This is a genomic window from bacterium endosymbiont of Bathymodiolus sp. 5 South, from assembly GCF_900128535.1.
Classification (GTDB): Bacteria; Pseudomonadota; Gammaproteobacteria; order PS1; family Pseudothioglobaceae; genus Thiodubiliella.
On the sequence record NZ_FQTR01000006.1, the window covers coordinates 1 to 12,512 of the forward strand.

The window sequence follows — 12,512 nt, forward strand, 5'->3', positions numbered from 1 at the left end:
CATTGCAGATTTTTCTAACGACAGTGATGCTTTGGGTGATGCTTATGAGTATTTAATTGGACAATTTGCCGCAGGCGGGGGGAAAAAAGCAGGGGAGTTTTATACGCCGCAACAAGTCTCTACCATCCTTTCTCGTATTGTCTCACTTGATAGCCAAGACCCAAGTATGGATAAAAAGAAAAAATTGGGTAGCGTGTTTGATTTTGCCTGTGGCTCTGGCTCGTTAATTCTAAATGTGCGTAAGCAGATGGGTGAATACGGCGTGAGTAAAATCTTTGCTCAAGAGAAAAATATCACCACTTATAACCTAGCACGAATGAATATGTTGTTGCACGGGGTGAAAGATAACGAATTTAATATTTCTCATGGCGATTCTTTGACCAATGAGTGGGGCATTCTCAGTGAGGAAAATCCAGCCAAAAAAATGCGCTTTGATGCCATCGTTGCTAATCCACCATTTTCACTGCGGTGGAATCCGACTGAGGAATTGGCTAAAGATTTTCGCTTTGCAAATTATGGCTTAGCCCCAAAAAGTGCGGCTGATTTTGCTTTTTTATTGCACGGTTTTCACTTTTTGGACAATGAAGGAACAATGGCAATCATCCTACCACATGGTGTCTTGTTTCGTGGCGGAGCGGAGGCGAGAATACGCACAAAATTACTTAAAGACGGGCATATAGATACAGTGATTGGCTTGCCTGCCAAACTGTTTTTTTCTACAGGTATTCCTGTGTGTATTTTGGTTTTAAAAAAATGCAAAAAAAGTGATGATGTGCTTTTTATCAATGCCAGCGAGCATTTTACCAAAGACAAACGGCAAAATCGTTTGGACGACAGACATATTGATAAAATTGTGGATACTTATCAATACAGGGTAGAGGAAGCACGATATTCTCGTCGTGTTGAATTAAGTGAAATAGAAAAAAATGATTTTAATTTAAATATTTCAAGATATGTCAGTACTGCCAAGCCTGAGAAAGTGATTAATTTAGCAGAAGTTAACCAAGCATTGGCAAAAACTGAAAGCGATATTAAAAAATTTACTGATGAGCATAATGCATATTTAAAAGAGTTGGGCGTCAATTTATTAAAATCTCCTTGATAACAGCCATCATTCCAAATTAAAAGGATAGCACTATCCTTTGTTAACGGATTTTAAAATGGATGTTTCTGCTCAATTTAAAAAAAAGTTAATAACAAACACTTAGGGTTTTTTACAAATTATCACCACAAACTTTTAAGAGCATTGTCTAAACCGCTATCCAGCCATTATTTATAGATTTTGGAAATAATGACATTGAAAATAGGGTAGAATTATGCGATTGTTTTTATGATAATAAGAATTTTGTTTGCAACGGCGCAGACTGCTTAACAATGATTGTTAGAACTAACTAATTTAAAAAATAGGAGAAGATATGTCCGCAAAAAATGTAATGAAAATGATAGGGGATAACGAAGTTAAATTCATTGATTTTCGTTTTACCGATACGATAGGTAAGGAGCAGCATGTAAGTGTGCCAGCTCACACCATCAATGCTGAGAAGCTAGAAGAGGGGCAAATGTTTGATGGCTCTTCGATTGCTGGCTGGAAGCCAATTAATGAATCTGATATGATCATGAAGCCAGATACAGCAACGGCAGTTTTAGATCCGTTTACCGAAGAATCTACTTTGAATATTACTTGCGACATTATTGAATCCAATGATATGAAGGGCTATGAAAAAGACCCTCGTTCTATTGCCAAACGCGCTGAAGATTATTTAAATGAAACAGGAATTGGCGACACGGCTTATTTTGGCAATGAGCCAGAATTTTTTGTTTTTGATAGCGTCAAGTGGGACACAGGTTTTGGCTTGGGTAAGGCGTTTTATGAAATTAATTCTGAAGAAGCAGACTGGGAGTCGGGTTCTGATTTTGAAGGTGGCAACAAAGGACACCGCCCTAGAATTAAAGGCGGCTATTTCCCAGTACCACCTGTGGATTCACTGCATGATTTACGCTCACAAATGTGTTTGGCCATTGAAGAGATGGGGGTGGTCACTGAGGTGCATCACCATGAAGTAGGCACAGCAGGTCAATGTGAAATTGGTGCTTTGTATAATACTTTAGTCAAGAAAGCCGATGAAACTCAAATTTTAAAATACTGCATCCATAATGTAGCACATATGTATGGCAAAACAGCAACTTTTATGCCGAAGCCAATTGCGGTTGACAATGGTAACGGTATGCATGTTCACCAGTCAATTACCAAAGATGGTAAAAACTTATTTGATGGTGATGAATATGGTAAGTTGAGTCAAATGGCACTTTACTATATTGGTGGCATTATTAAGCACGCTCAGGCGCTTAATGCTTTCACTAACTCTTCTACCAACTCTTACAAGCGTTTGGTACCTGGCTTTGAAGCACCAGAAATGTTGGCATATTCGGCTAAAAACCGTTCTGCTGCTATTCGTATTCCTTTTGTGTCTAATCCAAAAGGTCGTCGTATTGAGGTGCGTTTTCCAGATCCAACGGCTAATCCATATCTTGCATTTTCAGCGATGCTCATGGCGGGTCTTGACGGTATTAAAAATAAGATTGACCCAGGCAAGCCAGGTGATGAAGATTTGTACGAATTAAGCGAAAAAGAAAAAGCATCTATTCCTAAAGTTTGTAGCTCACTAGATCAAGCACTGGCAGCACTTGATAAAGACCGTGAGTTTTTAAAGCAAGGTGGTGTGTTTACTGATAATGTGATCGATTCATTTATTGAACTTAAAATGGGAGAGGTAACAGCGTTGCGCGCTTCCCCTCATCCCGTTGAGTTTGATCTGTATTACAGCTGTTAATAAACTTAGTTTTAACCCATAAAAAGCCGTGTTTTTGCACGGCTTTTTTATGTCTAAAAGCCTGTAAAATAGCAAAACTTATTTAATGAGATAAAATGAGATAATTTATGAAAGAATTAAGACATGATTGGACATTGGCAGAGGTGGAGGCCTTATTTGCACTGCCTTTTAATGATTTGTTATTTCAAGCGCATACGCTTCATAGAGAAAACTTTAATCCAAATCAGGTGCAAGTCAGCTCTTTATTAAATATTAAAACAGGTGCTTGCCCTGAAGATTGTTCGTATTGTTCGCAAAGCTCTAAATACGATACAGGTTTAGAGCGTGAAAAATTAATGGAAGTTGATGCGGTTCTCAAGCAAGCACAAGAAGCCAAAGATAAGGGCGCAACACGCTTTTGTATGGGTGCTGCGTGGCGCAATCCTACCGATAAGAGTTTAGATAAGGTTATCCCGATGATTCAAGGCGTAAAGGCGATGGGAATGGAAACCTGTGTTACTTTAGGTATGTTGACGCCAGCACAAGCATTTACCTTGAAAGAGGCGGGATTGGATTATTACAATCATAACCTTGATACCTCAGAAGAAAACTATTCAAATGTGATTACCACACGCAATTTTCAAGACCGATTAGACACATTAGAATCGGTGCAAAATGCTGATATTAATGTCTGTAGTGGCGGTATTTTAGGTTTGGGCGAAGGGCAAACCGATAGGGCATCTATGTTGCGTTCTTTGGCTAATTTAGAAAAGCACCCAGGCAGTGTACCGATAAATCTCTTAGTGCCAATCCCTGGTACACCGTTCGAAAAAGTCGCGCCACCAACAGAAAGTGAATTTGTCCGCACTATTGCAGTGGCACGCATTATGATGCCAAAATCAGTGGTGCGTCTATCAGCAGGGCGTACAGAGATGGGGGAGGCAATGCAAGCACTGTGTTTTTTTGCGGGTGCAAACTCTATCTTTTATGGCGAACAGCTATTAACAACGGATAACCCAGATACCAATACGGATCAAATTTTATTTAAAAGATTGGGTATCAATCAAGCGTTGTCAAACCCTCATTAAATAATCACTGATTAGTTTTGCAGCATCGGGCTTTGCCAGTTTTTTGATATTTTCTGATATTTGTTGTGTCTGTGTTTTATCGAGTTTAAGTAGCGTTTTTTCAAGCAATTCAAGCGTTAAATCTTTTTGCTCAATTAATATTCCAGCCTTATTGTCGGCTAAAATTTTAGCGTTATAAAATTGATGGTTATCAATAGCATGCGGCAGGGGGATTAAAATGCTGGGCTTGGCTGATAGTATTAATTCTGATACGGTCATCGCACCAGCACGACACAAAACCACATCTGCCCACGCATAGGCCTGTGCCATATCGTCAATAAATGGGGTTATTTTTGCATTTTTATTGCTATATTTACTCCTAACAGTGTCTAAGTGTTGTTTGCCAGTTTGATGCCAAATGTTGATATCAAGTTGCAGTTGGCTAACAATATCGTTGATAGGTTTAGAGCCTAGACTGCCACCAACGATCAATAAATTAAGTTTGTTGTTGGTGGTACTATTCGTTTTAGGCTTAAACAACACAGGGTTTCCAGAGGTGATTGCACTACTAAATGTACCGTCAAAGGCTTGAAAGGTTTGTGTGGCAAATTTAGAGAGGATTTTGTTGGTCGTGCCAGGAATGGAGTTTTGCTCGTGAACCACTAGAGGGATACGCAGCAACCATGCTACTATACCGCCGAGTCCTGAGGCAAAACCACCCATACCTAGCACGACATCAGGTTTAAGGTTAAGAAACACTTTAAAGGTTTGAAGTAGGGCGATTAACAACAAAAAAGGTGCCTTGATCAGTGTTAATAGATTTTTGCCACGCAAACCAACGGCACTGACGCTGTGGAGTTTGATATTGTGTTTAGGCACAAGCGTGTTTTCCATACCGCGTTTTGAGCCTAGCCATTCAATATTAACAGAATGCGTGCTTAGTTCTTTAGCAATTGCCAAGGCAGGAAATATATGCCCACCAGTACCACCTGCCATAATTAAAATAGTTTTTTTTTGTGTTGTTTTAGACATAGGATCTTCGTTTACTGTAATCTGCTCTGTTTTCCATATCTATTCTAAGCAATAACGCCAGTGCAATAATAGTAAAAATCATACTACTACCACCATAACTAATGAGTGGTAAAGTAAAACCTTTAATAGGCATTAGACCGATATTCATCGCAATATTGACACTAATTTGCATGGCAAACCATGAACAAATACCGTAGGCAACATAGTAGCTGTATTTTCTACCATCTTTGGACGCTTTGGCAGCAATTTTGAAGCCTTTGGTTAAAATATAAGCAAAACTCAGTAAAATAAACAACATGCCAGCAATACCAAGCTCTTCACCTGTTATCGCAAAAATCATATCGGTATGAGGCTCTGGTAATTTTGTGTATTTTTGAATGCCAGAGCCTAATCCTGTGCCAAACCAATCACCTCTAGCAATGCCGAGTAACGCTTGTTTGGTTTGATATACGCCATCTTTGCCCCATAGGTCATTAGTCCAAAACGATATGACTCTGTTCCACCTTGCTGGGTTGAAATAAACAAAAATAGCAAACCCAGATAGAATTGTAGCGCCAATATAAAATAACTCTTTGACATAAGAGCCCGCTATAAACACCATAATAAGTGCCGTTACGGTAATAATGATGGTAGCACCAAGGTCGGTTTCCGCTATCGTGAGTGCGCCAGACAAACCAACAATAAATAAAGCCCCGAAAAAACCTTTTAACGATTTAGTTATATGCTCTTCTTGTTCAACTAAAAAATTAGCCATAAATAAAATCATAACCACCTTCATCATCTCAGAAGGCTGAAAGTTAAACAATCCTAAATCAATCCAACGATAAGCACCGTTAATTTTTCCCGCACCAATACCAGGAATAAACACGAGAAAAAGCAAGAAAAGTGTCAGCCCAAAAACGAGTAGAGAGTGTTTTTTAAAAAATGAAAGTGGCAATTTCAAGATAACAACACCAGTAACAACACCTAAAAGAATAAAAACACCTTGCTTGAATGCAAAAGAAAAAGTGCCAAAATGCCCAACTGAAGCAGAAGATGACATTATCCAACCAAATAGGGTTAATGCCAAAATGGCAAGTAATAATTTTTTGTCGGGTTTTTGCTCAATCGTGTCAAACATAAGTCCTGCATTTTATCCTATTTATTTAAGTTGGACTAACGGCTGATATGGGATAATGTTGCGTTTTATAAATTCTAAATACATACCTATGATTTCTACTGCTAACATCACCATGCAATTTGGTGAAAAACCTTTATTTGAAAATATTTCTATCAAATTTTCTGACAACAACCGTTATGGCTTGATTGGTGCAAATGGTTGCGGCAAATCAACTTTTATGAAAATTTTGACGGGTGAATTAACCCCAACGAGCGGTACGGTTGGCATTAGTGATGGTGAGAGATTGGGGGTTTTGCGTCAGGATCAATTTGCTTTTGAAGATTTTCGTGTGGTTGATGCCGTTATTATGGGGCATGAAAAGCTTTGGAAAATTAAAGCAGAAAGAGACCGTATTTACGCTTTGCCAGAGATGAGCGAAAAAGATGGAGTTAAGGTTGCAGAATTAGAGATGGAATTTGCTGAAATGGATGGTTATATGGCAGAATCTTCAGCCAGTGAGTTGCTGTTAGGCTTAGATATCCCTGAAGACCAACACTACGGACTAATGAGTGAAATCGCACCAGGTTGGAAACTGCGTGTACTATTGGCACAGGCTTTATTCTCTGATCCTGAAATTTTACTACTTGATGAGCCAACCAACAATTTAGACATTAACTCAATCCGCTGGTTAGAAGGGGTATTAAAAGCCCGTAAAGCCACAATGGTGATTATTTCGCATGATAGACATTTCTTAAATGGCGTGTGTACACATATGTCGGACTTGGATTATGGCGCGCTAAAGACTTTTCCGGGTAATTACGATGATTTTATGATTGCAGCGACCGCTATTCAAGAGAAGATGCAAAGTGATAACGCCAAAAAAGAAGCAAAAATGAAGGAACTTAAGCACTTTGTTTCACGATTTTCAGCCAATGCTTCTAAATCCAAGCAAGCGACTTCACGCCTAAAACAGCTAGATAAGATTGTGCTAGATGATATGAGACCGTCATCACGCGTTAGTCCTTATATTAATTTTAGACAGGATAAGGCGCTACACAGAAACATTATTGAGGTAGAAGGTTTAAGCAAAAGTTTTGGTGATTTACAGGTATTAAAAGATATTAATTTTTTGTTTGAAGTGGGTCAACGTGTCGCCATTATTGGGCAAAATGGTATTGGTAAAACCACACTGTTACGCACGCTGGTTGGCGAACTTGAAGCTGACAAAGGGAAAATAAAGTGGAGTGAAAATGTTAATATTGGCTATTACGCACAAGACCATAGCGCTGATTTTGAAGAAGATATGAGTGTGCTGGACTGGATGGCACAATTTAAAAAGCCCAGTCAAGAAATACAAGATATGCGCTCTGTTCTAGGCAAGATGTTATTTGGTAAAAATGATATTGACAAAAGCATCAAAGCGCTTTCTGGTGGCGAGAAGGGTAGAATGTTATTTGGCAAGTTAATGCTGCAAAACCCAAATGTGTTGGTCATGGATGAGCCAACCAACCACTTGGATATGGAGTCTATCGAAGCACTCAATCTGGCGTTGGAAAACTACGAAGGCACCCTTATCTTTGTTAGCCATGATAGAGAGTTTGTCTCTTCTCTATCTACCAAAGTGGTAGAGTTAACAGAAACTGGCGCTCACTATTATTCTGGCAATTACGAAGACTATTTGAAATCACAAAAATAAAGTCAATCTTTATGTCAGAATCAAAATGCAAACACATTCTCTATAGAAACGAAAAGATAGATGTAGGGGAGGATGGTTGGGTAACAATAGAAAATGAGCGATACCTAGTGATAAATTCCTTAAGGGAATGTGAAGAAAATTTTAAAGTAACAAAAGGAGAAGACTTTAAGTTTTTAGACGATATAAGTACAAACAAGAAATATCTCGATGAAAAATGTATCTTTAATTTTGAGCTACCTTTAATTGATTTTTCTTCATCAACAGAAGTAGAATCGGTTTTATATATTTTTTGTAATAATATTTTTTTAAAAAAAGTAACAATAAAGCAAGGGTATGGTGTTTTTGGTGTTTCTGGTGTTTCTGATCGGCTTTTTAAAGTTGGAGTTATAAGTATTCCAAATTTTGCTTTTTGGAATGCAAAATTTGAAGATGAATGTTTAATAGAGTTTGACCATAATAAAAATGACTTATCGTTTATTTTTAATCAGTGTCATTTTTCTAAAAAACTTAAAATTAGAAATAGTGAACGAAGACTGCAATTGCCAGGTGGAACAGATTTTAGCGAATATGAAATTGCTCAAAAAACAAAACTACACCTTAGTAAATTACATTTAAAAAATTGTTCTGTTAATGATGGAGTATATTTAAGAATTGGCTTTGTTAGTGTTGAGGATTTTGTTTTATCAAATTTAAAACTTCCACAAAATACAGAATTAAGTATCGGGGATTGTCATTTTAAAAATTTCCAGCTTACAAATTTTAGGAATATAGGGAATTTTAAACTTTATAAAATCAATATTTTAAAGATCAAGCATAAATATTTCGATAACCCTTGTGAAGAAGATGAAACAAAAGGCAATAAAAAGTTTCAAATTGACAATACCTCTATTGGCAAAACAAACTTCCAGAGTATTAATTTATCAAGTTTTACAGAAATAAAAATATTTGATAATATTTTTACTGAAATTGATTATACAAATATAATTTGGAGTGATAAAGTTGTAGGGGTTGGGCAATGTAATAATGACACCTCTAAACTTAGCAAACAACAAGACTCCTACAGGACTTTAAAAAATGTAGCATTGAGAAATAACGACCAGCCACAAGCAGTAAAGTTTTATGCCAAAGAAATGGAGTTTTATAGAAAATTGGTCAAAGGAAATAAAAGCTACTCGTGGTCGGATAGAGCGACTTTGTGGTTTAATAAGCGTACAAATAATTTTGGTTTGAGTTTTTGGAAACCTTTACGTTTGTTGCTACTTCTTTCTATTGTGTTTTATTTTTTTGTTTTGTGTAGTTTTCTTGATGGTTATAATTCAAACTATTGGAGGAATATATTTGAATTTTTAAACCCCACACATAAGGTGTTATTTATTAACGAATATCATTGGAGTGGGTGGAGTTATTTCTGGGATTTTTTGTTTAGAATTATTGAAGGGCTGTTGATTTACCAAACTATTCAAGCATTCAGAAAATACAGCAAAAAATTATGAATAATCCCACTTTAACAATTATTGCAAGAGTTAACGGTTTTAGAAAAACCACCTTGGCATTGGATTGTTTTAAAAACAGTCAGGCAACTTTTATTAACGCAGATTTAATTGTTATAGGAATTTCATCTAATACCCCTGATTTATCTCAATTTAGAGTGGTAAATTTATGCTTATTGAGATTGAAAAATATATTAAAAGACAATCTCACTGTTTATAATCAAAACACAATGGGTGAAATCTTAAGGGTCAAAAATGCTAAACGATAAAGAAGTTCTAATATCTATGAAAAAGAATGTTAGTAAAGCTTTAGCCATTAAAAAAGCTTTGGGGCAGTATGTCGTAGCATGGGACAGTGAAAAAAAACAGGTTAAACGCATTGAGGCAAAAGATTTGCCAGAGTACGCTTACAAAGAATCGTGAACATCTTAAAATCAGCGCTAACGCATTTAAAGGCAAAAAATGGCTTAGACTCAGCAGCGGTTTTGGCGTTTTCCACATTGTTTGCGGTTGTACCAACGCTGACTTTGGTATTTAGTGTGTTTTCTTTATCGCCATATTTTGCTGATTTACAGCAACTTTTAGAGGATTTTTTGTTTCAACAGTTATTGCCACAAAATTACGAAGCAGTGAATCACTACATTCATCAATTTATCGCTAGTGCACAAAAACTTAAAGGTATTAGTGTGTTATTTTTATTGGTGGCAGTATTTTTCTTATTTCGTGAAGTGGAGCATCGTATTAACTCAGTATGGGAGGCAAAAAAAACGCGTCATTTTGGTTTGGATTTGCTCATATATTTATTGGTGTTGGCTTTAGGTCCGCTGTTCTTAGCGGGGTCTTTGTTTGTTAGTTCCTACTTGAGTGCTTCAAATTTTTTTGTATTCGTGCCAATAGGTGGAATTTTTGTCTCTAGCTTGCCCATTATCCTTTCAGCAATTGGGCTAAGTTTGTTGTATTATTTTATCCCAAGTGAAAAAGTTACTTTTAAAAATGCAATTAAATCGGGTTTTATGACGGCATTTTTCTTAGAAATTTTAAAATATATTTTGTTTATTTACATTAACTATTTCTCACTATATGAATTGATTTACGGTGCATTATCAATGTTACTTTTATTTATGCTTTGGGTTTATTTTTCTTGGGTATTGATATTATTTGGCGCCAGTGTGAGTTTTTGTTTGCATCAAAAAGAGAGTCAATAAATGTTTACAGGTATTATTCAAGCCATTGGTCAAGTTAAAAGCAAAACTATGTATGACAAAGGCGCAGTGTTTACTTTTTCCTCAAGTGGTTTGGACTTTTCTACGGTGGCAATTGGTGATAGCATTGCAGTAAATGGCGTGTGTTTAACTGTCATTGAAATTGAAAAGGAGTGTTTTACAGCAGATGTCTCTCAGGAGACGCTAAATTGCTCTACTTTTGATGACTTATCAATTGGTGATGCGATAAATCTTGAAAAGGCATTAACCCTTAATCAGGGTATTGATGGACATTTAGTGAGCGGGCATGTGGATGGGCAGGGTAAAATTATTGATAAAACATTGGAAGGCGAGTCAATGCGTTTTAAAGTCAATGTGGCTCAGTCTTTGGTAAAATACATTGCTAGAAAAGGCTCAATTACCGTCAATGGGGTAAGTCTCACAGTCAATAGCATTGAAGCCAATGATTTTGACATTAATATTGTGCCACATACATTAACAGCAACGACGCTAGGGCGTTTAAACACAGGCGATAGTGTTAACTTGGAAGTAGATATTATTGCCCGACACCTTGAACAGTTGATAAAAAATAAATAATAAAAATGAAGATTAAAGCCAGCATTGAAGCAATATTGGAAGATTATAAGCAAGGCAAGATGATTATCTTGATGGATGATGAGGGGCGTGAAAACGAAGGGGATTTAATCATCCCTGCAGCCACTTGTACCAAAGAAGATATTAACTTTATGGCAACGCATGGCAGGGGTTTGATTTGTTTAACTCTGACTCAAGAGCGCTGCAAGCAGTTAAATTTACCACTCATGGTAACGCAAAATAACGATGCCAATGGCACTAACTTTACCGTTTCTATTGAGGCTTCTACAGGGGTTACAACAGGCATCTCAGCAGCAGATAGAGCAAAAACTGTACTCGACGCTGTCGCACCAAACGCCCGACCTGCTGATATTGTACAACCAGGGCATATTTTCCCATTAATGGCACAACCCGGTGGCGTGTTGATTCGTCCAGGACACACAGAAGCAGGTTGTGACTTAGCACGCCTTGCAGGTTTGGAGCCCGCCTCAGTGATTGTTGAGATTTTAAATGAAGACGGTTCAATGGCACGCCGTGATGATTTGGGGTTGTTTGCTGAAAAACACGATATTAAGTGGGGTACGATTGAAGATTTGATTTCTTACCGAGTGGAAAATGAAAAAACCATTGAGCGTATTGATGAGCGCCCATTTAACACCAAATACGGTGAATGGACATTAGTCTCATTCTTAGATAGTATCCACCAACAAACACACACTGCTTTAGTCAAAGGTAATATCGACAAAGACACCCCCGTTTGTGTGCGCGTGCATATGGAGAATGTGTTTGCCGATATATTGCAAGAAAACACCAAATCTCTGCATGTTAATGATGCACTGGCATATATTAGCAAGGAACAAAGTGGTGTGTTTTTACTTATTCGTCCACACGAAGCCAGTAGCGATGTTAAAACCTATGGTGTTGGTGCACAAATTTTGTCTGATTTAGGTGTTGGGAAAATGCGTATTTTAGGCAGCCCAAGAAAGCTAAATGCCTTAAAGGGTTTTGGCTTAGAAGTGGTTGAATATATTACAGGTGGAAAATAATGAATTTTAAATTTGATAAAGATAACAATGATAATTTTCTAAAAGATAAGAAAATTGCCATCACTGTGGGTTATTTTTACCAAGAAATTGGCGATAAGTTATTAATTGGTGCGCAACAGACGCTTTCTAAATACGGTATTGATGAGAATAATGTTGATATTTTCTATGCGCCGGGTGCTTTTGAAATCCCATTACTGGCAAAAAAATTAGCAAAAAGTGGCAAATATCACGGCATTGTGACTTTAGGTGCAGTCATTAACGGTGAAACCCCGCATTTTGATTTTGTATGTAGTGAATGTGCGCGAGGCGTAGCAGATGTATCGTACCAGTATGAAGTGCCGACCACCTTTGGCGTGCTTACCACTAGTAATATGGAGCAAACCATCGGTAGAGCAGGCGGTTATAAAGGCAATAAAGGTGAAGAGGCAACCATGGCGATGATTGAAATGCTATATTTATTTGACCAGATTTAGACA

At 37.3% G+C, this 12,512-nt stretch carries 13 protein-coding genes; 11 read left to right on the forward strand and 2 right to left on the reverse strand.

Annotation, left to right across the window (positions count from 1 at the left end; genetic code table 11):
- The 3 genes from BBROOKSOX_RS01440 to bioB all read left to right on the forward strand — a co-directional run.
- A partial coding sequence (locus tag BBROOKSOX_RS01440; RefSeq protein WP_139659381.1) for a type I restriction-modification system subunit M occupies positions 1-1,102 on the forward strand: 1,102 nt, incomplete at its 5' end.
- A gap of 313 nt (positions 1,103-1,415) precedes the next feature.
- The gene (glnA, locus tag BBROOKSOX_RS01445; protein WP_139659383.1) at positions 1,416-2,831 is read left to right on the forward strand and encodes a type I glutamate--ammonia ligase; all 1,416 of its coding nucleotides are present in this window, start codon (positions 1,416-1,418) and stop codon (positions 2,829-2,831) included.
- A 107-nt stretch (positions 2,832-2,938) separates the two neighbouring features.
- On the forward strand, positions 2,939-3,898 hold the full coding sequence (gene bioB, locus BBROOKSOX_RS01450) for a biotin synthase BioB (RefSeq protein ID WP_139659385.1): 960 nt from the start codon (positions 2,939-2,941) through the stop codon (positions 3,896-3,898).
- Here bioB and murG read toward each other — a convergent pair.
- Positions 3,884-4,909: an undecaprenyldiphospho-muramoylpentapeptide beta-N-acetylglucosaminyltransferase gene (murG, locus tag BBROOKSOX_RS01455; RefSeq protein ID WP_139659388.1), complete on the reverse strand. Its 1,026-nt coding sequence runs from the start codon at positions 4,907-4,909 to the stop codon at positions 3,884-3,886. The two genes, bioB and murG, sit on opposite strands and share 15 nt — an antisense overlap.
- Positions 4,902-6,029, reverse strand: coding sequence for a putative lipid II flippase FtsW (gene ftsW / locus BBROOKSOX_RS01460; RefSeq protein ID WP_139659389.1), 1,128 nt, complete (start codon positions 6,027-6,029; stop codon positions 4,902-4,904). The genes murG and ftsW overlap by 8 nt, the downstream gene beginning before the upstream one ends.
- Before the next feature lie 88 nt (positions 6,030-6,117).
- On the opposite strand from ftsW, the gene BBROOKSOX_RS01465 reads away from it, so the two are divergent.
- The 8 genes from BBROOKSOX_RS01465 to ribH are packed head-to-tail and all read left to right on the forward strand — an operon-like array spanning position 6,118 to position 12,509.
- Positions 6,118-7,704 carry an ABC-F family ATPase gene (locus BBROOKSOX_RS01465; protein WP_139659392.1) on the forward strand — a complete coding sequence of 529 codons (1,587 nt, stop codon included), beginning with the start codon at positions 6,118-6,120 and terminating at the stop codon, positions 7,702-7,704.
- An 11-nt stretch (positions 7,705-7,715) separates the two neighbouring features.
- Positions 7,716-9,197 carry a hypothetical protein gene (locus BBROOKSOX_RS01470; RefSeq protein WP_139659394.1) on the forward strand — a complete coding sequence of 494 codons (1,482 nt, stop codon included), beginning with the start codon at positions 7,716-7,718 and terminating at the stop codon, positions 9,195-9,197.
- The gene (locus BBROOKSOX_RS01475) at positions 9,194-9,463 is read left to right on the forward strand and encodes a hypothetical protein (RefSeq protein ID WP_139659396.1); all 270 of its coding nucleotides are present in this window, start codon (positions 9,194-9,196) and stop codon (positions 9,461-9,463) included. The genes BBROOKSOX_RS01470 and BBROOKSOX_RS01475 overlap by 4 nt, the downstream gene beginning before the upstream one ends.
- A 16-nt stretch (positions 9,464-9,479) precedes the next feature.
- Complete coding sequence (locus BBROOKSOX_RS01480; protein WP_218973690.1) at positions 9,480-9,617, forward strand: hypothetical protein; 138 nt, start codon at positions 9,480-9,482, stop codon at positions 9,615-9,617.
- Positions 9,614-10,399 carry a YihY family inner membrane protein gene (locus tag BBROOKSOX_RS01485; RefSeq protein WP_180323808.1) on the forward strand — a complete coding sequence of 262 codons (786 nt, stop codon included), beginning with the start codon at positions 9,614-9,616 and terminating at the stop codon, positions 10,397-10,399. The genes BBROOKSOX_RS01480 and BBROOKSOX_RS01485 overlap by 4 nt, the downstream gene beginning before the upstream one ends.
- A complete protein-coding gene (locus BBROOKSOX_RS01490) occupies positions 10,400-10,993 on the forward strand; it encodes a riboflavin synthase (RefSeq protein ID WP_139659401.1) in 594 nt (197 codons plus the stop codon). It abuts the gene before it with no gap.
- A gap of 5 nt (positions 10,994-10,998) precedes the next feature.
- Positions 10,999-12,036: a 3,4-dihydroxy-2-butanone-4-phosphate synthase gene (ribB, locus tag BBROOKSOX_RS01495; RefSeq protein ID WP_139659404.1), complete on the forward strand. Its 1,038-nt coding sequence runs from the start codon at positions 10,999-11,001 to the stop codon at positions 12,034-12,036.
- Positions 12,036-12,509, forward strand: coding sequence for a 6,7-dimethyl-8-ribityllumazine synthase (gene ribH, locus BBROOKSOX_RS01500; protein ID WP_139659407.1), 474 nt, complete (start codon positions 12,036-12,038; stop codon positions 12,507-12,509). The genes ribB and ribH overlap by 1 nt, the downstream gene beginning before the upstream one ends.
- The last annotated feature ends 3 nt before the right edge of the window (positions 12,510-12,512 follow it).